The sequence below is a fragment of the Streptomyces sp. NPDC006365 genome (assembly GCF_042870755.1).
Taxonomy (GTDB): domain Bacteria; phylum Actinomycetota; class Actinomycetes; order Streptomycetales; family Streptomycetaceae; genus Streptomyces; species Streptomyces xiangluensis.
Genome location: NZ_JBIAHS010000005.1, coordinates 195949 through 217969, shown reverse-complemented (window position 1 = coordinate 217969; position 22021 = coordinate 195949). Strand labels below are relative to the sequence as shown.

The 22021-nt window shown below is 68.0% G+C and carries 21 protein-coding genes; 3 read left to right on the top strand and 18 right to left on the bottom strand.

Annotated elements, in window-relative coordinates:
• The first annotated feature begins 58 nt into the window (after positions 1–58).
• Positions 59–1732 carry an allophanate hydrolase gene (gene atzF / locus ACFYO0_RS16975; protein WP_388675922.1) on the top strand — a complete coding sequence of 558 codons (1674 nt, stop codon included), beginning with the start codon at positions 59–61 and terminating at the stop codon, positions 1730–1732.
• Positions 1733–1768: 36 nt separating this feature from the next.
• On the opposite strand, the gene ACFYO0_RS16970 is transcribed toward atzF, so the two are convergent.
• The 11 genes from ACFYO0_RS16970 to ACFYO0_RS16920 all read right to left on the bottom strand — a co-directional run bounded on the left by ACFYO0_RS16970 (position 1769) and on the right by ACFYO0_RS16920 (position 13218).
• The gene (locus tag ACFYO0_RS16970) at positions 1769–4630 is read right to left on the bottom strand and encodes a DEAD/DEAH box helicase (protein ID WP_388676578.1); all 2862 of its coding nucleotides are present in this window, start codon (positions 4628–4630) and stop codon (positions 1769–1771) included.
• Between the two features lie 73 nt (positions 4631–4703).
• Complete coding sequence (gene tatC, locus ACFYO0_RS16965) at positions 4704–5675, bottom strand: twin-arginine translocase subunit TatC (protein WP_388675919.1); 972 nt, start codon at positions 5673–5675, stop codon at positions 4704–4706.
• A gap of 47 nt (positions 5676–5722) precedes the next feature.
• A complete protein-coding gene (gene tatA, locus ACFYO0_RS16960) occupies positions 5723–6013 on the bottom strand; it encodes a Sec-independent protein translocase subunit TatA (RefSeq protein WP_165261740.1) in 291 nt (96 codons plus the stop codon).
• A 237-nt stretch (positions 6014–6250) separates the two neighbouring features.
• A complete protein-coding gene (locus ACFYO0_RS16955) occupies positions 6251–6445 on the bottom strand; it encodes a hypothetical protein (protein WP_386344489.1) in 195 nt (64 codons plus the stop codon).
• 9 nt (positions 6446–6454) lie between these two features.
• Positions 6455–6733 carry a hypothetical protein gene (locus ACFYO0_RS16950; RefSeq protein ID WP_388675914.1) on the bottom strand — a complete coding sequence of 93 codons (279 nt, stop codon included), beginning with the start codon at positions 6731–6733 and terminating at the stop codon, positions 6455–6457.
• Positions 6734–6744: 11 nt separating this feature from the next.
• Positions 6745–7839 (bottom strand): helix-turn-helix transcriptional regulator, encoded by a 1095-nt coding sequence (locus tag ACFYO0_RS16945; RefSeq protein WP_388675911.1) that lies wholly within the window; start codon positions 7837–7839, stop codon positions 6745–6747.
• Between the two features lie 15 nt (positions 7840–7854).
• Entirely contained in the window at positions 7855–8832 is a 978-nt protein-coding gene (locus ACFYO0_RS16940; protein WP_344393496.1) for a WYL domain-containing protein, read from the bottom strand.
• A 178-nt stretch (positions 8833–9010) separates the two neighbouring features.
• A complete protein-coding gene (locus tag ACFYO0_RS16935; protein ID WP_388675908.1) occupies positions 9011–9385 on the bottom strand; it encodes an FKBP-type peptidyl-prolyl cis-trans isomerase in 375 nt (124 codons plus the stop codon).
• Between the two features lie 66 nt (positions 9386–9451).
• Positions 9452–10459, bottom strand: a complete 1008-nt coding sequence (locus tag ACFYO0_RS16930; RefSeq protein WP_388675905.1) for an FKBP-type peptidyl-prolyl cis-trans isomerase — start codon at positions 10457–10459, stop codon at positions 9452–9454.
• Positions 10460–10587: 128 nt separating this feature from the next.
• Positions 10588–11949: a Pup--protein ligase gene (gene pafA, locus ACFYO0_RS16925; protein ID WP_388675903.1), complete on the bottom strand. Its 1362-nt coding sequence runs from the start codon at positions 11947–11949 to the stop codon at positions 10588–10590.
• 9 nt (positions 11950–11958) lie between these two features.
• On the bottom strand, positions 11959–13218 hold the full coding sequence (locus ACFYO0_RS16920; RefSeq protein ID WP_388675900.1) for an MFS transporter: 1260 nt from the start codon (positions 13216–13218) through the stop codon (positions 11959–11961).
• Between the two features lie 108 nt (positions 13219–13326).
• Here ACFYO0_RS16920 and ACFYO0_RS16915 point away from each other — a divergent pair, with 108 nt between their 5' ends.
• Positions 13327–14340, top strand: coding sequence for a LacI family DNA-binding transcriptional regulator (locus tag ACFYO0_RS16915; RefSeq protein WP_388675898.1), 1014 nt, complete (start codon positions 13327–13329; stop codon positions 14338–14340).
• 65 nt (positions 14341–14405) lie between these two features.
• Here ACFYO0_RS16915 and prcA read toward each other — a convergent pair whose 3' ends face one another.
• The 6 genes from prcA to arc all read right to left on the bottom strand — a co-directional run bounded on the left by prcA (position 14406) and on the right by arc (position 20592).
• The gene (gene prcA / locus ACFYO0_RS16910) at positions 14406–15185 is read right to left on the bottom strand and encodes a proteasome subunit alpha (protein WP_388675896.1); all 780 of its coding nucleotides are present in this window, start codon (positions 15183–15185) and stop codon (positions 14406–14408) included.
• 79 nt (positions 15186–15264) lie between these two features.
• Positions 15265–16110, bottom strand: coding sequence for a proteasome subunit beta (gene prcB, locus ACFYO0_RS16905; RefSeq protein WP_388675894.1), 846 nt, complete (start codon positions 16108–16110; stop codon positions 15265–15267).
• Positions 16062–16295: an endonuclease VII domain-containing protein gene (locus ACFYO0_RS16900; protein WP_388676575.1), complete on the bottom strand. Its 234-nt coding sequence runs from the start codon at positions 16293–16295 to the stop codon at positions 16062–16064. Before ACFYO0_RS16900 ends, prcB begins: the two co-directional genes overlap by 49 nt.
• Before the next feature lie 399 nt (positions 16296–16694).
• A complete protein-coding gene (locus tag ACFYO0_RS16895; RefSeq protein ID WP_251411117.1) occupies positions 16695–16913 on the bottom strand; it encodes a ubiquitin-like protein Pup in 219 nt (72 codons plus the stop codon).
• Positions 16914–17079: 166 nt separating this feature from the next.
• Positions 17080–18591 carry a depupylase/deamidase Dop gene (dop, locus tag ACFYO0_RS16890; RefSeq protein ID WP_388675891.1) on the bottom strand — a complete coding sequence of 504 codons (1512 nt, stop codon included), beginning with the start codon at positions 18589–18591 and terminating at the stop codon, positions 17080–17082.
• Between the two features lie 234 nt (positions 18592–18825).
• Positions 18826–20592 carry a proteasome ATPase gene (gene arc / locus ACFYO0_RS16885; protein ID WP_344393485.1) on the bottom strand — a complete coding sequence of 589 codons (1767 nt, stop codon included), beginning with the start codon at positions 20590–20592 and terminating at the stop codon, positions 18826–18828.
• Between the two features lie 254 nt (positions 20593–20846).
• Here arc and ACFYO0_RS16880 point away from each other — a divergent pair, with 254 nt between their 5' ends.
• Positions 20847–21152, top strand: coding sequence for a ferredoxin (locus tag ACFYO0_RS16880; RefSeq protein WP_386344471.1), 306 nt, complete (start codon positions 20847–20849; stop codon positions 21150–21152).
• A 57-nt stretch (positions 21153–21209) separates the two neighbouring features.
• Here ACFYO0_RS16880 and ACFYO0_RS16875 read toward each other — a convergent pair whose 3' ends face one another.
• Entirely contained in the window at positions 21210–21785 is a 576-nt protein-coding gene (locus ACFYO0_RS16875; protein ID WP_388675889.1) for a hypothetical protein, read from the bottom strand.
• Positions 21786–22021 lie beyond the last annotated feature (236 nt).

Here is a 22021-nt window from a genome sequence, read left to right as displayed (position 1 = left end):
GGGCACAGACGGCCACCGGGCCGCACCCGACAACGAAACCCCAGCGCAAGGAGCACCGATGTCGCCCCGGTCCCAGACCCTGACCCGAGTCCAGATGGCCTACGCCCGCATAGAGGCCGTGGACCGCCCCGAGGTCTGGATCGACCTGCGCCCCAGGGCGGAGGTCGAGACAGAGGCCCGCGCGATCGACGCACGGGTGGCCGCAGGCGAACACCTCCCCCTCGCAGGGCGACTGTTCGCAGCGAAGGGCAACATCGACGTAGCGGGCCTGCCCACAACCGCCGGCTGCCCTTCCTACGCATACCGGCCGGAGGCAGACGCCCCGGCGGTCGCCCGCCTGCGCGCGGCAGGCGCGATCGCCCTCGGCACCACGAACCTGGACCAGTTCGCCACAGGCCTCGTCGGCACCCGCTCCCCGCACGGCGCCGTGCGGGGCGCCATCGACCCGCAGAGAATCAGCGGCGGCTCCAGCTCCGGCTCAGCCGTAGCGGTAGCGTGCGGCATCGTCGACTTCGCGCTGGGCACGGACACCGCGGGCAGCGGACGCGTCCCCGCCGCATTCAACGGAATCGTCGGCCTGAAACCCACCCGAGGCCTGGTCCCCACGCAAGGCGTGGTCCCGGCCTGCGCCTCCCTGGACTGCGTAACGGTCTTCGCCCGCACCCTCCCGGAGGCGGAGGAGGCCCTCACCCACTTGACCTCCCCACCCGCCCGAGAACTACCCGCACTCCCCCAGCGCACCCCGGGCCCCTGGCGCATAGCCGTCCCTCCCCGAGGCCAGCTCGGCGAAATGGACGAGGGCTGGCTCAGGGCATACGAGTCAGCCGTGACCCAACTACGTGCAGCAGGCGCCGAGTTGCGCACCATGGACCTCGCCCCCTTCACGGAGGCCGCCACGATGCTCTACGAAGGCGCCTTCGTGGCCGAGCGCTACACAGCCGTTGGGAGCTTCGTCGACAAGTTGCTCTCCGAGGGCGGCGACGGCCTCGATCCCACGGTCGCCGGAATCATCACCCGGGCCCGGGACATCCCGGCGCACCAGCTCTTCGCGGACCAGGACCGCCTGGCAGCCCTGCGCACCCGCGCGCTGGAGTCACTCGGCGACGCGGACGCCCTGCTTCTGCCGACCACGCCCGGCCATCCCACCCTCGCCGAGGTAGCCGGCGACCCCCTGGGCACGAACGCCCGCCTCGGCCGCTTCACCAACTCCACCAACCTCTTCGACCTGGCCGCAGTCGCCGTCCCGGCGGGCCAGGTGGCGGGGCTGCCCTTCGGCGTCATGCTGATCGGCCCCGCGTTCACCGACGAACGTCTCGCTCGCATCGCCAGAACCCTGGAAGTGCCGCCCGTCCGGCTCGCCGTGCTCGGCGCGCACCTGTCGGACCAGCCCCTCAACGGCCAACTTCTCGCGTTGGGCGCCCAGTTGGAGCGTACGACCCGAACCGCCCCCGTCTACCGGCTGCACGCCCTGACCACCGACCCGCCCAAGCCGGGCCTGGTCCACGTCGGCGCGAACGGAGCCGCGATCGAGGCCGAGGTCTGGCAACTGCCCGCCGAGGGTCTCGGCCGCCTCACCGCCACGCTGCCCCGGCCGATGACGCTGGGCCGGGTGACGCTGGCCGACGGCAGCGACGTACCGGGATTCCTGTGCGAGCCGGGCGCGCTCGACGATGCACGGGACATCACGGAGTACGGGGGCTGGCGCGCCTACCTGAAGTCGCTCAGTGACTGATACGAGAGAGGCCTGTGCCGGCAGCCGAACGCCCGATCATCCCACCGACGAGTAGGCGACAACCCCCCGGAGCAGCCCGTCCACAGCCTTCCGCGCGTTCTTCGCGACGGTGGAGTCCTTGGTACCGGACACCGGCGCCGCCGCCGATATCTGGCCGAGTACGTCGATGACCTGCTTGCACCAGCGCACAAAGTCACCGGCGGGCATCTCGGCCTCGCGCAGTACCTCGTCGAGCCCCTTGCCGGAGGCCCATTCGTACGCGGCCCAGGCGAAGCCCAGGTCCGGCTCGCGCTGGCCGACGCCCTCCGTCTGGCTGATCCGGAACTCCTCCTCCAGGGCGTCCAGGCGGCCCCAGATGCGGACCATCTCACCGAGCGCGGCCTTGGCTTTGCCGGATGGCAGCTTCGGTGCCAGCGCGTCGTCGCCGACGCGGGCCTCGTACACCAATGCCGAGACACACGCGGCCAGTTCGGCCGGGGCGAGGCCCTCCCAGACGCCGGCGCGCAGGCATTCGCTGGCGAGCAGGTCCAGCTCTCCGTAGAGCCGGGCAAGCCGCTTGCCGTGCTCGGTGACCTCGTCGCCGCGCAGATAGTCGAGCTCGGTCAGGAGCGCGACGATGCGGTCGAAGGTACGGGCGATGGTGTTCGTCCGCCCCTCGATGCGCCGCTCCAGCTGTGAGGTGTCGCGCAGCAGACGGTGGTAGCGCTCGGCCCACCGGGCGTGGTCCTCGCGGTCGTTGCACCCATGGCAGGGGTGGGCGCGCAGGGCGGTGCGCAGCCGGGCGATCTCCCGGTCGTCGACGGCATCGGAGCGCCGCTTGCGATGCCGGTCGGGAACGATGTGCCCGGCCTTCGTGCGCAGCGCGGACGCGAGATCGCGGCGCGACTGCGGCGAACGCGCGTTGAACGACTTCGGGATGCGCATCCGCTCCAGCGCCTCGACGGGCACCGGGAAGTCGATCGACGCGAGGCGCTTGACCTGCCGCTCGGCGGTGAGGACGAGGGGCCGCGGCCCGTCGTGGTGCTCGAAGCCGCGGTGGCCGTTGGACCGCCCGGCAGGCAGCCCGGGGTCCAGCACCAGCGCAAGTCCCGCGAACTTGCCCGTCGGCACGTGGATCACATCGCCGGGCTTGAGCTTCTCCAGCGCCACGGCCGCTTCCGCACGCCGCTGCGCCGCGCCCTGCTTGGCCAGCTCGGTCTCGCGGTCCTTGAGTTCGCGACGCAGTCGCGCGTACTCGTCGAAGTCGCCCAAGTGGCAGGTCATGGAGGCCTTGTAGCCCTCGAGGCCCTCTTCGTTGCGCTGCACCTGGCGGGAGATCCCGACGACCGACTTGTCGGCCTGGAACTGTGCGAAGGACGTCTCCAGGAGTTCGCGCGAGCGGTGCCGGCCGAACTGCTCGACGAGATTCACCGCCATGTTGTACGACGGCTTGAAGCTGGAGCGCAGCGGGTACGTGCGCGTGCCCGCGAGGCCCGCGAGGTGCTCCGGGCTCATGCCGCGCTGCCACAGCACGACGGCGTGGCCTTCGACATCGATGCCGCGGCGCCCTGCGCGGCCGGTCAGCTGCGTGTACTCGCCGGGAGTGATGTCGGCATGCTGCTCGCCGTTCCACTTGACGAGCTTCTCCAACACCACCGAACGGGCAGGCATGTTGATGCCGAGGGCGAGGGTCTCGGTGGCGAACACGGCCTTGACCAGACCGCGTACGAACAGTTCCTCGACGACCTCCTTGAATGTCGGCAACATGCCCGCGTGGTGGGCCGCGATGCCGCGCTCCAGGCCTTCCAGCCACTCGTAGTAGCCCAGGACGTGCAGGTCCTCGGCCGGTATCGAGGACGTACGTCCCTCGACGAGGGCGCGGACCTTGTGGCGTGCCTCGTCGTCGTTCAGTCTCAGGCCCGCGTACAGGCACTGCTGGACGGCGGCCTCGCAGGCGGCGCGGCTGAAGATGAACGTGATGGCGGGCAGCAGCCCCTCGGCGTCGAGCCGTTCGATGACTTCGGGGCGGCTCGGTGTCCACACGCGCGATCTCTGCCGCCGCTCGCGCTCACGGTCGGCCTCTCGCATATTGCGGCCCCGTCTGCGGTCCTGGTACGAGGGCCGGGTCGCCTCCATACGGGCCAGGCGGGTGAGGTCGGGGTTGACGGCCTTCTTGTGGCCCTCGCCCTCCTCGAAGAGGTCGTAGATGCGGCGTCCGGCGAGCACGTGCTGGAACAGCGGTACAGGGCGGTGCTCGGAGACGATCACTTCGGTGTGGCCGCGGACGGTGTCGAGCCAGTCGCCGAACTCCTCGGCATTCGACACCGTCGCCGAGAGCGACACCAGGGTCACCGACTCGGGGAGGTGGATGATCACTTCCTCCCAGACGGCGCCGCGGAAGCGGTCGGAGAGGTAGTGCACCTCGTCCATGACGACGTGGCCGAGGCCGAGGAGGGTCTGCGAGCCCGCGTAGAGCATGTTGCGCAGGACCTCAGTGGTCATCACGACCACCGGGGCATCGGCGTTGACACTGTTGTCGCCGGTGAGCAGGCCGACCTTCTCGGCGCCGTAACGCCGTGCCAGATCGGTGTACTTCTGGTTCGACAGCGCCTTGATGGGCGTGGTGTAGAAGCACTTCTTGCCCTGCCGGAGAGCGAGGTGGACGGCGAACTCGCCCACGATCGTCTTGCCCGAGCCGGTGGGCGCGGCCACCAGCACACCCTTGCCCGCTTCGAGTGCCTGGCAGGCCTCGATCTGGAAGGGGTCGAGGCCGAAGTCGTACATCTCGCGGAAGGAGGCGAGCGCGGTGGCCTGCTCGGCAGCGCGCCGCCGCGCCGCCTCGTACCGCTCGGCCGGTGAGAGATCCTCTGTCATCGTGCTTTCGAGCGTACCGTCAGCCACTGACAACAGGACGATCAATATCCGGATCCGGCCTCGCACACCGGGAATCCACCCAGCTCAGGTGTGCGGGGCCGGTCCCGGTGCGCGTCTGTCAGGTCACGTCGTCGTAGCCGTTGACCCGGTCGGGATCGCGCCGGCGGTCGGTGTCCGTCTGCGCCGGCAGCGCGCGGCTGGCCGAGACGGATTCGATCTCGCCGATGTCCTCGGGCGTCAGGTCGAGTTCGGAGGCCTCGTCGTCGTCCGGGCCCATGGCCTCGCGGCGGGCCCTGCGACGGTCGTTCAGCAGCGAGAATCCGGTCGCCAAGAAGTACAGGATCCAGATGGGGGCGGCCAGCGCCATCATCGTCAGCGGGTCCGTGCTGGGCGTTGCGATCGCGGCGAACAGCGTGATGCCCATGATCATGCCGCGCCACCAGCCGGCCATGCGCTTGCCGGAGATCGCCCCGGTCATGTTGAGCATCACCAGGAGCAGCGGCAGCTCGAAGGAGAGTCCGAAGACGACCACCATGCGCGTGACGAGGTCGAGCAGATCGTCCAGCGGCAGCAGGTTGTCCACACCGAAGGGCGTGAACTCGATCAGGACCTTCGCCGTGGTGGGGAGCACCTTGTACGCGAAGAAAGCGCCGATGAGGAACAGCGGGACACCGGAGCCGACGAACGCGTAGGCGTACTTCTTCTCACCCTTGTGCAGGCCGGGCGCGATGAACGCCCAGAGCTGGTAGAGCCAGACCGGCGAGGCGAGGACGACGCCGGCCATGAGGGACACCTTCAGCGCCAGGGTGAAGGGCGTGATCAGGCCGTTGATGGTGATCCGCGCGCAGGGGTTGCTGTCGTCGGACGCCTGCGCCAGTTCCTCGAACGACTTCGAGCAGCCGACCTCTTTGAGGATGGGCTCGGTGAAAAAGTTGATGATGTCGTTGTAGAAGAAGGCGGCGACGATCGTGACGAGGACGATGCCCAGCATCGCCTTCGCGAGCCGGTTGCGGAGCTCACGAAGGTGCTCCGCGAGGGGCATCCGCCCCTCGGGATCCTTCTCTTCCTTCTTGCGGGCAGACTTGAGCAACCCACGTTCCCATCTCGTGCAGCGGGCCGGAGGTCACCGGCCCTGCGTCAGCGCTTGGTCGTGTCCGTCGGCTCGGTGACCGGGCGGGAGCTGGTCACATCGCCGGGCGCGGCCTGGATGGTGCGCTGGGCCGGGGGCTGCTGGTCGTCGTGCGGCGGACCTGCCGGGGTGGCGCTGTCGTCCTTGCCCTCGGTCTTCATCGCCTTGGCCTCGCTCTTGAGGATGCGAGCGGACTTGCCCAGGGAGCGAGCCATGTCCGGAAGCTTCTTCGCGCCGAACAGCAGGATGATGACGACGAGGATGAGAATGATCTCGGGAGCTCCGAGCCTTCCGAACATAAGTCTTTACCTTCTCACCGAGGCGGCTGGGGCGGGGTTGCCGTCCGACCCGTCGGACACCTGTCCGAGGATCGTGCTGACAGCGATCGTAACGCGCAGGGGTGAACGCGAGGCAATCCCTGTGCGTACTCCCGGTCTGCGGCCCGCGCCTCGTTCTCGGGGCCGCGTCCAGCAGCGTACCTGGCGATGCTGGGAAGCTGACAGGTCGAGTGACTCAAACCGCCCGGCGGGGACGGCTCACAGCACATCCACGGAGCGCGCTGCGGCCTCGGAGGCCCGTTCCAGGTCTTCTGCCGCGCGACTGATCCGACGTGCGGAGTCCGTGACCTGCCTGCCCAGGCGCTCGGCTTCAAGGAAGACCCTGACGGCGAGGACGCCGAGCACGGCGATTCCCAGGAAACCCACAGCGATCGCGAGCATCGGCCAGAACATGCGCCGCCCCTAGACGGTGGAGTGCAGCCGCAGGGTCCGCACTCCCCCGCCGGTGAGAAGCTCCACGATCCGCTCACCGGCCGGTTTGCGCACCGCCGCCTCGCACTCCGGGCAGGTGAAGGAATAGAAGGTCGTCCGCGGCGTGGCGCCGATCGCCAGGCGGAGGGCGTTCGCGGAGAGTTCGAAGTGGGCGCGGCAGTCGGGGCAGGCGGCCTTGAAAACCACGGGATCCACTCTCGTCATGCCCGAGAAAGCGGATGTCACGGACATTCCCTGCGCACCAGACATCGCCGACCTGCTCACAGCCCTTGCTCCTGCCTGCCGTACAGCCCTTCCTGAACTCCGTGCGGCTCCTCGGGGAGACCCTCCCCCACTCTCGGCTCCGCTCGAGCGGGGGGACCCCCATCGCCCTGTGGCACGTCGTACGCCGCGAGCGCCTCGCGTGCCGCCTGCCGGGCGCTGTCCGCGACCTCCCGCGGTGAGACGATCCGGCCGTCCCGCCCGAGCCGCAGCGCGAGGCGGCGCAGCGAGGCGGGATCGGGGGCACGCAGGGTGATACGCAGCCCGCCGTCGGGGAGTTCATCGGCGCTGTCGTGCGGGTAGTACTCGGCCACCCAGCGCCCGCCCGGGGCGACCTCGACGACCACCTCGGGATCCTCGGCGGCGGGCTGCACCAGCCCTTCGGAGAGGTCTCGCAGTTGGATCTCGGGCGGCGCGGACGGCTCGTCCAGGATGCGGATCTCCGCGACCCGGTCGAGCCGGAAGGTGCGCCGCGCCTCGGAGCGGCGGCACCAGGCCTCCACGTAGGTGTGGCCGACGCTGACCAGGCGGATCGGGTCGATCTCACGCTCGGTGAGCTCGTCACGCCCGGGCGAGTAGTAGCGGATCCACAGTCGGCGCCGCTCGGAGATCGCCCGGTCGACGTCCGCGAAGACCCCGCCCTCCGACTCGAACGTCACCGACAGCCGGGCACTGGCACCCGCCGCCTCACCCGCCGCGGCCTCCACCTTGGCGGTGGCCCGCAGCAGCGCCTGCCGGTCGCCCTCACGCAGCCCCGGCAGCGTCGCCACGGCCCGGGCCGCCACCAGCAGCGCGGTCGCCTCGTCGGCGGCGATCCGCAGCGGCTCGGCCGCCTCCGCACCCAGGGCGCCCGGGTTACGCCACCAGATCCGGTCGCCGTCGGTGTCGATGTCCAGCAGATCGCCGCCACGGAAACTGGTCCCGCACAGCGGCAGCACATCGAGGTCGGAGATCAGCTCGTCCTCGGAGATCCCGAAGGCCCGCGCGACATCACCGACGCGCGCACCGGGGCGCTCCCGCAGATACGTCACCAGGGACAACATCCGCCGCGTCTGGTCGATGGCACTCACGGGCCTGACCGGTTTTCCCGCCACTTCTCCTACGCCCCCTCAGCCCTTGGCCACGGCGCGCAGCCGGTCCACGACATCGGCCCGCAGCTCGGCGGGCTCCAGGACCACCACATCGGGCCCGAACTCGACGAGCCAGGCGTCCAGGCCATGTCCGTACGGAATCTCCAACTCGTCCCAACCGTCGCCCAGTTCCCGTACGGACACGGCCTTGGCGCGCAGCGGATAGCCCGCCCCGGTGCGCAGCCGGATCAGCGCGGAGCGGTCGGCGGTCTCTCCGGCCCAGCTCGCGACGGTCTCCCGCACGGTGACGACATCAGGCACCTCGGCCGTGAATTTCCCGCTCCGGGTACGGACCTTGCCGGTGATCCGCGACAGCCTGAACACCCGCTCGGCGCCCCGGTCGCGGTCCCAGCCGGCCAGGTACCAGTGGCCGCGCCAGCACTCCAGCGCCCAGGGCTCGACGATGCGGGGCTCGGGGTGGGCGGCGGTGGCCTTGCGGTAGTCGAAGGCGACGGGGCGGCGGTCACGGCAGGCGAGCATCAGCGGTTCGAAGGCCGCCTCGTGCACGGGGATGTGCGGCTCCAGGGCGCCATGGGCCTCGTACGGGTCGACGTCCTCGGGCAGCCCGGCCGCGCGCAGCTTCTGCAGGGCGCCGCTCGCCGCGCCCGCGAGGCGGGCCTGCTGCCAGACCTTGGCGACCAGGCCCAGGGCGGCGGCCTCCTCGGCGTCGAGCGCGATGGGCGGTAGCCGGTTGCTGTCCCGGCGGGCGAGATAACCGACCTCGCCGTCCAGACTCTCCACCGTCTCGATGACCAGGCCGAGCTCGCGCAGATCGTCCTTGTCGCGCTCGAACATCCGGTTGAAGGAGTCGTCCGAGCCGACTGCACCACTACCCGGCCTGAAGGCCTCGACGTAAGCCTCGATGGAGTCGCGCAGCTCGCGCTTGCTGAGCGGCCGCCGCGTCCCGAGCAGACACAGCGCCAGGTTCATCAGCCGCTCGGCCTTGGCAATGGCCATCGACGCCCTTCCCTATGGTGCTTCCGATCGATGACCGTACCGCTCCGTGGTGTCGTGGCAAAAGCCGAGGGCCCATGCCCGACAGGCATGGGCCCCAGCTGATCGGGTCCGGTCGGACCAGATCACACGGCGTACGAAGACCGGGCCGCGAGTCACTCGCGGACGGACCCCGCGAAGATCAGACCGCGACCAGGTCGCAGACGAAGATCAGCGTCTCGCCCGGCGCGATACGGCCACCACCGGCACCGCGGTCGCCGTACGCGAGGTGGGCGGGGATCGTCAGCTGACGGCGCCCGCCGACCTTCATGCCCTGCACACCCTGGTCCCAGCCGGAGATGACCTGGCCGACGCCGAGCTGGAACTCCAGCGGCGTACCACGGTTCCAGGAGGCGTCGAACTCCTCGCCGCTGGAATAGGCCACGCCCACATAGTGGACCTTCACGAAGTCGCCGGCCTTCGCGACCGGCCCCTCGCCCTCCCAGATGTCCTTGATCTCGAGGTCCGCGGGCGGCGGGCCTTCGGGGAAGTCGATCTCCGGCTTCTCGATGCTCACGATTCGGCTCCTGCTGTGTGCGAAAGGCAACTGGGGCAACCCCGACAGTCTTACATCCCGCACGCCTCACATCTTCGCGAGGATGTCGACCGAGAAGACCAGCACCGAGTCCTTCTTGATGGTGCTGCCCTGCGGCGGGCTGTCGCCGTACCCGAGCTTCGGCGGGACGACGATGAGTACGCGGCTGCCGACCTTCTTCCCGGTCAGGCCCTGCGCCCAGCCCTTGACGACCTGCTGCAGCGAGAACGAGGTGAGCTGCTGCCTGCTGTACGTGGAGTCGAACTCCTTGCCGTCGGCCCAGAGCACCCCCTTGTACTGCACGAGGACGCTGTCGCTCGCCGCGACCTCCTCGCCGTCCCCCTCCAGGATGTAGTTCGCGACGAGCTTCGTCGGCGCGTCCCCCTTCGGCACCTCGATGGAGGGAGCCTTGCCATCTGTGTTGGTGCCGACCTTGGGCAGATCGATGTTGTCCTGCGCGACCTCGGAGCCCTCGGCGGAGCTCTTCGCGTTGAACGTGTCCTGGGCGTCGAGGACACAGACCAGCGTGTCGGTGCCCTTGACGCCCGCCTGGGCGTTCCCCTGCTCACCGAAGCCCCAGGCCGGCGGCACGGCCATCAGAACGCGGCTGCCGGCCTTCTTGCCCATCAGGGCGTAGCGCCAGCCGTCCATGACCTGGCCCTGGGCGAGTTGGATCACGATGGGCGTCTTACGGTCGTAGGAGTTGTCGAAGACCTTCGCCGTCGTCCAGACCTGTGCCAGGTAGTTCACCTTGACGAAGTCGCCCTCGGCCAGCGTCTTGCCGTTGCCCGCGACGACCGTCTTCACCGCGAGGTCCTTCGAAGGATCACCGCTGCCCTTGGCCACGGTCGGCTTCTCGCCGAACTTGGCACCGGCGGTGATGGCCGGCAGCGGCCCGTCAACGAGCTTCGGCGGTGGGGGCGCACTGGCCGACGGGGACGCCGAGGGGGACGTACTGCTGCTGGCCTTGTCCTTGTCGGCCGTGTCGTCGCCACCGCAGCCGGCGAGCGTGAGCAGTCCGGCAGGAGCGGCAATCAGAAGTGAGCGTCGGCGCACGGTGGGGGCCTCGTATCGGTCGATCTTGCGGTTGGCGTGCGCGCAACTCTACGGCGTGAGCAGGGCGCCGTACGAAGAACGTACGGCGCCCTGTGTTGCGTTCCGCAAAAACGACCGCGGCTGACAGCTCACATTCCGGCGATGAGCTTCTCCACTCGATCGTCGACGGAACGGAACGGGTCCTTGCACAACACCGTGCGTTGCGCCTGGTCGTTCAGCTTGAGATGGACCCAGTCGACGGTGAAGTCCCGCCGCTGCTCCTGCGCCCGCCGGATGAAGTCGCCGCGCAACCGCGCGCGGGTGGTCTGCGGCGGCACGGACTTGCCCTCGAAGATCTTCAGATCATTGCAGATCCGGGCGGCCTGTCCCTTCTTCTCCAGCAGGTAGTACAGCCCTCGACGACGGTGGATGTCGTGATACGCGAGGTCTATCTGCGCGACCCGAGGATGCGACATCGTCATGTTGTGCTTGGCGCGGTACCGCTCGATGAGCTGGTACTTCATCACCCAGTCGATCTCGGTGCCGATCCGGTCGAGGTCCTCGGACTCGATCGAGTCCAGCGTGCGGCCCCACAGCTCGAGGACCTGCTCGACGGTGCCGGTGCGGATGCCGCGGCGCTCGCAGAAGTCCACGGCCTTCTCGTAGTACTCACGCTGCACCTCCAGAGCGGAGGCCTCCCGGCCGCTGGCCAGGCGCACCTTGCGGCGGCCCGTGATGTCATGGCTGACCTCGCGGATCGCCCGGATCGGGTTCTCCAGGGTCAGATCCCGCATCACCGTGCCCGCCTCGATCATGCGCAGGACTAGATCGGTGGCGCCGACCTTGAGCAGCATGGTCGTTTCGGACATGTTCGAGTCACCCACGATGACATGCAGGCGACGGTAGCGCTCGGCGTCCGCGTGGGGTTCGTCACGCGTGTTGATGATCGGCCGGGAACGGGTCGTCGCCGACGAGACGCCCTCCCAGATGTGCTCGGCCCGCTGGCTGACGCAGTACACCGCGCCCCGCGGGGTCTGCAGCACCTTGCCGGCACCGCAGAGAAGCTGCCTGGTGACGAGGAACGGGATGAGGATGTCCGCGAGCCGGGAGAACTCCCCGTGGCGGGCCACCAGATAGTTCTCGTGGCAGCCGTAGGAGTTGCCCGCCGAGTCGGTGTTGTTCTTGAAGAGGTAGACGTCGCCCGCGATTCCTTCCTCGTGCAGGCGTCGTTCGGCATCTACCAGGAGTCCTTCCAGAATGCGCTCGCCGGCCTTGTCGTGGGTGACGAGTTCTGTCACGTTGTCACATTCCGGTGTGGCGTATTCCGGATGTGACCCCACGTCGAGATAGAGGCGGGCGCCGTTTCGCAGAAAGACATTGCTGCTGCGGCCCCATGACACGACACGGCGGAAGAGGTACCGCGCCACCTCGTCGGGAGACAGTCGACGCTGTCCCCTGAACGTACACGTGACGCCGTACTCGTTCTCCAGCCCGAAAATGCGGCGGTCCATGACTGAACATTACGCCTGATGCCCTGCGCTGAAACGAGGTTCGCCTGCACCGTTTCGATCATTTTCCGATGCGACTTCAACCACCCCGCCGCCGCCCGCAGCTGCGAGGACCCGCCCCGTGGCCAGCAGAACCAGCAGCGCCACGGCCCCCGCGACACCCGGCAGTGCGAAACCCCACACCGCTCCGCCCCACTCGACGACCGGCCCCGCGAGACCCGTCCCGACCGACATCCCCACCGTGAACGTCGTCACAAGCCAGGAGAACGCCTCGGTGACGGTGCCCCTCGGCGCGTGCCGGTCCACCAGAACGAACGCACAGGCGATACAGGGCGCGAGAAACAACCCCGAGAGCGCGATCAGCGCCGTCATGGCGACCGCGCCCGGCGTCAGCGTCAGCGGTACGTAGAACACCGCCAGAAGCGCGACAAGCACACGCAGCCGCCGCCCCGGTGCACCGCTCCACTGCCGCGCCCCGTACACGGTGCCCCCGACGAGCGCGCCGAGCCCGATGGCGGCCATCAGCCAGCCGTACGTCACGTCGCCGCCGTTGTCATCCGCGTACGACATCGCCGCGACGTTGATCGAGCCCAGCGCGATCCCCACGAAAAGGAACGCGCCGAGCAGGACGAGCAGACCGGCCGAACGCAAGGCCCCGAGCCAGTGCGCCTCACGCGGCGCCGAACGCCACGCGCGCGAAGGCAGCGACACCACCACGGAGAGCGCCCCCAGCACCCCTATGACATTCAGTACGAGGAGCGCGGCCTGCGCCGACCACAGCGACACACACAGCGTGATGAGCAATGGCCCCACGGTGAACATGACTTCCTGCGCCACGGCATCCATCGCATACGCCGTGTGCACCTGGTCCTCCCTGCGCAGAACCGTGGGCCACAGCGCCCGCAGACCGCCCTCCAGAGGCGGCGTGAAGAACCCGGCGACGACCATCAGGACGTACGCCAGCGGAAGCGCCCCGATGCCCGTGAAGGCGAACACCGCCATGCCGAGGGCGGAGACCAGCGCGGCGGGCAGTTGCACACGCGGCTGCCCGTGGAGGTCCACCAGGCGCCCGAGCAACGGCTGCCCCACGGCATTCGACACCCCGTACACCGCGGCCAGCGCGCCGGCGAGGCTGTAGCTGCCGCCCTCGGCGCGGACGAACAGCAGGACGGCGATCGCGGCCACGGCGTTCGGCAGCCGCCCCACAAGAGTGCCGACCAGCAGCCGGGCTGCATGCCTCGTTCTGAGGATCTCCAGGTAGCGCGCGGCCATGTCCCGCCCTTCTCGTAGCCCGTGGCAGCTCAAGTTGTACGTATAACGCCCGCCGTCATACGTACCATGTGCCCTATCCGCGAGTCCAGCAGAAAGAGCAGGTCGACGGTGGCACGAGGAAGCACGCGCCCCACGAGCCGCGACGTCGCCCAGGCCGCCGGAGTCTCCCAGGCCGCCGTCTCCCTCGTACTGGGCGACAAGTGGCGCGGACGAGTCTCCGAGGCGACAGCCGCGCGCGTACGCCAGGCGGCACAGGACCTCGGCTACCGGCCCAACCTCGCCGCCCGCAACCTACGGCTCGGCCAGGCACGCACGGCCCTCCTGGTGGTGCCCGCACTCACCAACGAGTTCTTCGCCGCCGTCTACGAAGGAGCCGCCCGCATCGCCGCGAAACACGGCTTCGGCGTCGTCCTGTACCCCTCACCCGAGGGCATCGGGCCTGCCCCGGACCCGTTCGCCTCCGCACGAGCCGCGCTGGACGGCGTCATCGCCTCCTCCATGGCCTCCGAAGCCCTCACGGAAATCCGCGGCGACGACCTCCCCCTCGTCATGCTGGACAGCGACCCGGCCGGCAGCCTCGGCGCCGCGACCGTCAACCTCGACATCACAGACGGCATGCGCCAGATCACCGAACACCTGCTGGCACTGGGCCACCGCCGGTTCCTGCACCTGGCCGCCGACATCGACTCCTGGACCTTCCACGTACGCGCCCGGGAACTCGCCACCCGCGTGGGACAGGCAGCCGACACCGAGGTACGCACGGCAAAGGCGCCGATCACCATCGAGGGAGCACTCGCCGCGGCCGAGAGCGCCCTGCACGGGGACCCCCGGCCCACCGCCGTCGTCTGCGACGACGACAAGCTCGCCGTCGGCGCCTACAAGGCCGCCCGCCGCCTCGGCCTGCGCATCCCCGAAGACCTCTCGGTGACCGGCTTCGACGACCTGGCCCTCGCCACAGCGATCGAACCCGAACTCACCACCGTCCACCTCGACGCCGAACTCTTCGGCGAACGCGGCATGACAGCCCTCCTCGCGGTCCTGGGGGGCGAAACACCACCGGAGGGCAACATCCCCGTCGATCTGGTCGTACGGGGCTCCACAGCGCCACCACGCCCGTCCTGAACACCGATGCGCCCCGGCCCCGCTGCAAGGCGGGGCCGGGGCGCAAAGGGTGATGACTGGCGGACTTACTTCTCCTCGGACGCATCCGACCCATCGGCATCGTCAGAACCATCGGACTCGGCGGCGTCCGCAGCCCTGTCCGAACTGCCGGCCTCCAGCAGACGGGACAACTGGGCGCCCACAATGCGCTTGAACTTGCGCTTCTGGGGACGCGTACGGTCCAGAACCGCCACCTCAAGACGCTCCGCGGGAATCTCCCGCTCGCTGCCGTCGGTATCCCGGGACAGGGCCTGAACGGCCAGCTTCAGCGCCTCGGCCAGCGTCATACCGTCCCGGTGACGCTGATCGAGATAACTGCTGATCTGCTCGGCGTTACCACCCACCGCGACCGAGCCGTGCTCGTCCACGATCGATCCATCGTGCGGCAGCCGGTAGAGCTGGTCACCGTCGGGCGTCACCCCGACCTCCGCGACCACCAACTCCACCTCATACGGTTTCTCCGCCCCGCTGGAGAAGATCGTGCCGAGCGTCTGGGCATACACATTGGCAAGACCGCGAGCGGTCACATCGTCACGGTCGTAGGTATAACCCCGCAGGTCGGCGTAGCGGACACCACCGATGCGGAGATTCTCGTACTCGTTGTACTTGCCGGCGGCCGCAAAGCCGATCCGGTCATAGATCTCGCTGAACTTGTGCAGCGCACGGGACGGGTTCTCGCCGACGAAGACAATGCCGTCGGCAAACTGCAGCACAACCAGACTGCGACCACGGGCGATGCCCTTGCGGGCATACTCAGCCCGGTCGGCCATCTGCTGCTGGGGTGAGACATAGAACGGCGTCGACACCGGCTATCCGTCCCTTTCTGTGGAAGTCACTGGATCACCTGGAAAACAGGGGCCTTGGCCTTCTGGAGGGCCGCAGCAGTCAGAGCAACGCCGCACGCGGGCCGTCGGGCTGCTCCAGGCGCCGCTCCAGGATCGAGCGGGCGATCTCGGAGGACTCCTCGTCGGTAAGACGGCGGAACCCGTCCTCGGTGATCACGGTGACGAGCGGATAGATCCGGCGGGCAACATCGGGGCCGCCGGTCGCCGAGTCGTCGTCGGCCGCGTCGTACAAGGCCTGCACGACAAGCGTCGTCGCCTGCTCCTCGGTCAGGTCCTCGCTGTACAGCTTCTTCATGGCACCGCGCGCGAAGATCGAACCCGAGCCCGTCGCCGCGAAACCATGCTCCTCGGAACGACCACCCGTGACGTCGTACGAGAAGATGCGCCCCTTCCCGCGGTCCACGTCAAAACCGGCGAAGATCGGCACCACGGCGAGACCCTGCATGGCCATGCCGAGGTTCGACCGGATCATCGTCGACAGACGGTTCGCCTTGCCCTCCAAGGAGAGCTGGGCACCCTCGACCTTCTCGAAGTGCTCCAGCTCCAACTGGAAGAGCTTCACCATCTCAACAGCCAGACCCGCCGTACCCGCGATCCCCACCGCCGAGTACTCATCAGCCGGGAACACCTTCTCGATGTCCCGCTGCGCGATGACATTGCCCATGGTGGCCCGCCGGTCACCGGCGAGTACGACGCCGCCGGGGAAGGTCGTGGCCACGATGGTGGTGCCGTGCGGCGCCTCGATCACACCCTGAACGGGAGGCAACTGCCGGTTCCCCGGCAGGATTTCAGGCTGGTGATCGGACAGGAAGTCCATGAAGGACGACGACCCGGGCGTCAGGAAGGCAGCCGGTAGACGCCCGGTGCTACGAGTGTTGGCTTCCACGCGTTTCCTTCCACGTATGTCGCAGCCCGCCTTATCACGTCGGGCCGATCCTTGAACTGCCCCAGTGCAGCGTTGCGGCTGAAGCACAGTACGCCTCGGACCCTACCCGTCTCGTGGCAGTGATCAACATGTGCGGCAGGGGCAGCCGAACATATGCAGCAGACACCTGCTTGAGAGGCGATCATCTCGTCACGCTCGGCTTCAGTGATGCCGTACTTGCGCTTGAAGTAGCTCGCACGCATCCGCTTGGCACGACACTCACGGCAGTAGCTCGCCCAGCCGTCCGAGGTGGACTTGTTGGGTTCCCATTCAGCGTGTGGCTTCACTTCCTCACACTGGGGGCAGCGCTTGTGCCCGCGCGGGACTGACACCTTGACACGCACAGCCCTCCCCTTGGCCTCCTGGCGTTGCCGGTAGTACTCAGCAGAGCACTCCCGGCAGTACGCCTGGAGACCGTCGGGCATGGACTTGTTACTCGCAAACGCCGCCCGCGGCTTGTTCTCCTTGCACCGCGAGCAGCGCCGCAATCCCGCCTGTTCGATCACTCCCCAGCCCCTTACCTTCGATTCGAAGGTAAAAGTAATCTACTGCCCGCCTTTTTGAACGAAGGACCGCACGAAATCCTCGGCATTCTCCTCGAGTACGTCGTCAATCTCGTCCAGGACGGAGTCCACGTCGTCGCTCAGCTTCTCCTGGCGTTCCTTGAGGTCTTCCGATGCCTGCGCGTCCTGCGCAGTCTCCTCGACCTCTTCGGTGGACCGCGTCGCCTTCTGCTGTCCGCCGCCGGTGTCCTTGGTCGCCATAACCCTCACCCCGCTCGGTTCGACGTTCTTGATCAGACCCTACAAGCAGGGTCCGACATCGGCCCCGCAGTTGCTACAACGTCCGGGCACCACCTTCATGATTCCCGGACGCCGCTGTTTTCCACCCTGCCTGTGACCTGCTGCCAGTGGGTCCGGCTGGGCTCGTTCAGCCACCGGAGAGGACCTTGACCAGGTCTTCTGCTGTGCGGCAGCGGTCAAGGAGTTCCTTGACGTGATTACGCGTTCCGCGAAGCGGCTCGAGGGTTGGTACGCGTTGGAGTGAGTCGCGGCCGGGGAGGTCGAAGATCACCGAGTCCCAGGAGGCGGCTGCGACGTCGTCCGCGTACTGCTCGAGGCAGCGTCCGCGGAAGTAGGCGCGTGTGTCCTCCGGAGGTTTCGTGCGGGCCCGTTCCACATCCGTGTCGTCCAGGAGGCGCTTCATCTTGCCGCGCGCCGCCAGGCGGTTGTAGAGGCCCTTCTCGGGGCGTACGTCGGCGTACTGGAGGTCGACGAGGTGCAGCCGTGCCGCGTCCCATTCGAGGCTGTCGCGGCGTCGGTAGCCCTCCATGAGCTCCCGCTTGGCGACCCAGTCGAGTTCGCCGGCAAGGCTCATGGGATCGCTTTCCAGGCGGCCGAGGACGTCTTCCCAGCGGGTGAGTACGTCTTTGGTCTGTTCGTCCGCGTCGGCGCCGTACCGTTCCTCGACGTATTTGCGTGCGAGTTCGAAGTACTCCATCTGGAGTTGTACTGCGGTGAGTGTCCGGCCGCTGCGGAGTGTGATCAGGCGCTGCAGCGAAGGGTCGTGCGAGACCTGATGGAGGGTGCGTACTGGCTGGTCGACGGCCAGGTCGACGGCGATGAAGCCATCCTCGATCATGGACAGGACGAGTGCGGTCGTACCCAGTTTCAGGTACGTGGAGATCTCCGAGAGGTTCGCGTCGCCGATGATCACGTGCAGGCGGCGGTACTTCTCGGCGTCCGCGTGCGGCTCGTCACGCGTGTTGATGATCGGGCGCTTCAGAGTCGTCTCGAGGCCCACCTCGACTTCGAAGTAGTCGGCGCGCTGGCTGAGCTGGAAGCCGTGTTCGTGGCCGTCCTGGCCGATGCCTACGCGGCCTGCGCCGGTGATGACCTGGCGTGAGACGAAGAACGGGGTGAGGTGGCGCACGATGTCCGAGAAGGGGGTTTCCCGCTTCATCAGGTAGTTCTCGTGGGTGCCGTAGGAGGCGCCTTTGTTGTCGGTGTTGTTTTTGTAGAGGTGGATCGGCTGGGCGCCGGGGAGCTGGGCCGCGCGTTCGGCGGCCTCGGCCATGATGCGTTCGCCGGCCTTGTCCCACAGGACGGCGTCCCGCGGGTTGGTTACCTCTGGTGAGCTGTATTCGGGGTGTGCGTGGTCGACGTAGAGCCGTGCCCCGTTGGTGAGGATGACATTGGCGAGGCCGATGTCCTCGTCGGTGAGCTGGCTGGCGTCGGCGGCCTCGCGGGCGAGGTCGAAGCCTCGGGCGTCCCGCAGCGGATTTTCCTCCTCAAAGTCCCACCGGGCGCGGCGCGCCCGGTGCATCGCCGCCGCGTAGGCGTTGACGATCTGGGACGAGGTGAGCATGGCATTGGCGTTGGGGTGGCCGGGGACGGAGATTCCGTACTCCGTCTCGATGCCCATTACTCGCCGTACGGTCATGCGGCCCTCCTTGCCCGGCGGCACCCTCGGTCGGGGGCGCCGCTCAAGTACCGCTGGTTCTCCGGTGCGTGTGCGGTGCCCGTCCCCGCACTGCGCAACTCGGCGGTATGGAAGAGCCTAGAACGCCTTTGCGCTGGTGGGGAGATCATTTGCGTCATTGCTCTGCTCCGGTGGTGCCCTGGAAAACAGTCGACTGCGGGTACCCGTTGAGGGCACCCGCAGTCGCCCTGTCTTTTACAGGTACTGACCGGTGTTCGCCACCGTGTCGATGGAGCGTCCGGTGTCTGCGCCCTGCTTTCCGGTGATGAGGGTGCGGATGTAGACGATCCGTTCGCCCTTCTTTCCGGAGATACGGGCCCAGTCGTCCGGGTTTGTAGTATTGGGCAGGTCTTCGTTCTCCTTGAACTCGTCCACGCAGGCCTGGAGGAGGTGGGAGACCCTGAGGCCCTTCTGGTTGTGCTCCAGGAAGTCCTTGATGGCCATCTTCTTGGCGCGGCCGACGATGTTTTCGATCATGGCGCCGGAGTTGAAGTCCTTGAAGTAGAGAACTTCCTTGTCGCCGTTGGCGTAGGTGACCTCGAGGAAGCGGTTCTCTTCGGTCTCGGCGTACATGTGCTCGACGGCCGTCTGGATCATGCTCTGAACCGTGGTCGCCTTGCTGCCGCTGTGCTCGCCGAGGTCGTCGGCGTGTAGCGGTAGCCGCTCGGTGAGGTACTTCCCGAAGATGTCCTTCGCCGCCTCGGCGTCGGGGCGCTCGATCTTGATCTTCACATCGAGGCGCCCGGGGCGCAGGATGGCCGGGTCGATCATGTCCTCACGGTTGGAGGCGCCGATCACGACCACGTTCTGCAGGCCTTCCACGCCGTCGATCTCGGCGAGCAGCTGCGGGACGATCGTATTTTCCACGTCCGAGCTGACGCCGGAGCCGCGGGTGCGGAAGAGGGATTCCATCTCGTCGAAGAAGACGATGACGGGTGTGCCCTCGCTGGCCTTCTCACGGGCACGCTGGAAGACGAGGCGGATCTGCCGCTCGGTCTCTCCGACGTACTTGTTGAGGAGCTCGGGGCCCTTGATGTTGAGGAAGAAGCTCTTGCCGGCGGCCTGGCCGGTCACTTCGGCCACCTTCTTGGCCAGTGAGTTGGCCACGGCCTTGGCGATGAGTGTCTTACCGCATCCGGGAGGCCCATACAGCAGCACACCCTTGGGCGGCCGCAGTTCATGCTCCTTGAAGAGGTCGGGGTAGAGGTACGGGAGCTCGACCGCGTCGCGGATCGCCTCGATCTGGCCGCCGAGACCGCCGATCTGGTCGTAGCCGATGTCGGGGACCTCTTCGAGGACGAGCTCCTCGACCTCGCTCTTGGGTACGACCTCGTAGACGTAGCCGGATCGGGGTTCGAGCAGGAGTGCGTCGCCGGCACGGATGGTGACGTCCAGCAGCGGCTCGGCGAGCCGTACCACCCGCTCCTCGTCGGTGTGCCCGAGTACCAGGGCGCGCTCGCCGTCCTCGAGGATCTCCTTGAGGGTGACGATGTCCCCGACTCGCTCGTACTCCATGGCCTCGACCACATTGAGCGCTTCGTTGAGCATCACTTCCTGGCCGCGCCGGAGCTCTTCGAGCTCGACGCTGGGGCTGACGTTCACCCGGAGCTTGCGGCCCCCGGTGAAGATGTCGGCCGTGCCGTCCTCGTTCGCCATGAGGAAGACACCGAAGCCGGCCGGCGGCTGTGCGAGCCGGTCGACTTCCTCCTTGAGAGCCACGATCTGGTCGCGGGCCTCTCGGAGGGTGTTGGCGAGCCGCTCGTTCTGCGCGGACACGCCGGCCAGATTGGTCTGCAGCTCGACGATCCGCTCTTCGAGAATTCTCGTGTGTCGCGGAGAGTCGGCGAGCTTGCGTCGCAGGACGGCGATCTCCTGCTCAAGATAGGCGATCTGCCCGGCCGGGTCCTCGGACCCTCGTCCCGGGCGGATGCCGCGGTTCATGTCGTCGTCGTGGGCTGCCACGGTCCTCACCTCCTCCAAGGGGAGCTGGACGCTTCCAGACCCTACCTGGGTGGGTGTCGATTGAAACCCCTAGATCACAAAGACGGTCGGGGTGTGTCCGATCTTCACCCTTGCGCTCTCCCTCACGCCAGGGAAATACCCACTGAACGGGATGAGAAAGCGGGCACAGGTAGGGTCTAAGTGTTCAACACCCGTCAGAGCTGGGCCGACTTGCGTTTTATTCCGGTTCGCTCGGCACAGGATCGGCAGGAGTCATGAGCGTTCAGCAAGAGGCCGGCGTCGGCGGCGAGGACCTGGAGGTGTGGATCGATCAGGACCTCTGCACCGGCGACGGCATCTGCGCCCAGTATGCACCCGAGGTCTTTGAGCTGGACATCGACGGACTGGCCTATGTGAAGGGCTCCGACGAGGAGTTGTTGCAGGCCCCGGGGGCTTCAACGCCCGTCCCCCTGACGCTTCTGCGTGATGTTGCCGACTCCGCGAAGGAGTGTCCCGGCGAGTGCATCCACGTGCGTCGGGTTTCGGACAAGGCCGAGGTGTACGGCCCGGACGCGGAGTAGTTCGACGGTCACGTCAAGTCACTTTACGTTCCGGGCCGTTCCGGTATGTCTGTTTGGTCACACACTCTGGGCACCAGCAGGGACAGAGCGGACGAATGTGCCGTTTTTCCACTGCCACTTGGCTCGTTCGTCCACGTCTGGGCAGCAACGCGGGACGTCGGACGAGGAGTAGCCGAGCAAGGTCGCGGTGACGGAGGCGTCACTTACGGCGAAATCCTTGACGGTTAGGCGGTCTTTCGGGTCGACGAGGGTGGCGACGATGCGGGGTTCGGTGGCGTCGGCGGCTTGAGTGAGTACGTAAACGCCGTTGGGCGGGGCGCCTGCGATCGCATCGCAGCGGACCACGGCGACTGTTTCGGGGCGGCCGTCGCCGTCGAGGTCTCCGGAGGCCTTCTTCTGCACGATGACCTTGGTGGGGCCGCACTCCACGGGGAAGTCGACGCCGGTGGGATCGGGGGGCGCCGTGGCGGCGGGGGCGGACTGGGCGCCGCGGCCGGGCTGGGCGGCGGTGGCCTCGTCGGGCTGGAGGAATGCGGAGGCCGCGACGACTCCGGCCAGGGCGGTGGCTGTCGCGACCCAGTGGATCGGGCGGGCATGCGTGTGTGCCAGTTCCGGGACGGCGGATTGCTGCACGAGAGATGTGTCTCCTGTGAGGGCTGTGCCGGTGGGTGGCCAGCATGGTGCCATACGTCACAGCGAGGGGGAACGGCGGGGTCGGCGGTTCTGTCGCGGTGTCAACAGAAAAGCGCCGTGGGGGGGGGGGGGGGGGGGGGGGGGGGGCGCCGCCCCCCGCGGGGGGGGGGGGTTGGGGCCCCCCCCCCCCCCCCCCCCCGCCCCCCCCGCAAACCGTAGGGCCCGCCTGTGGAACC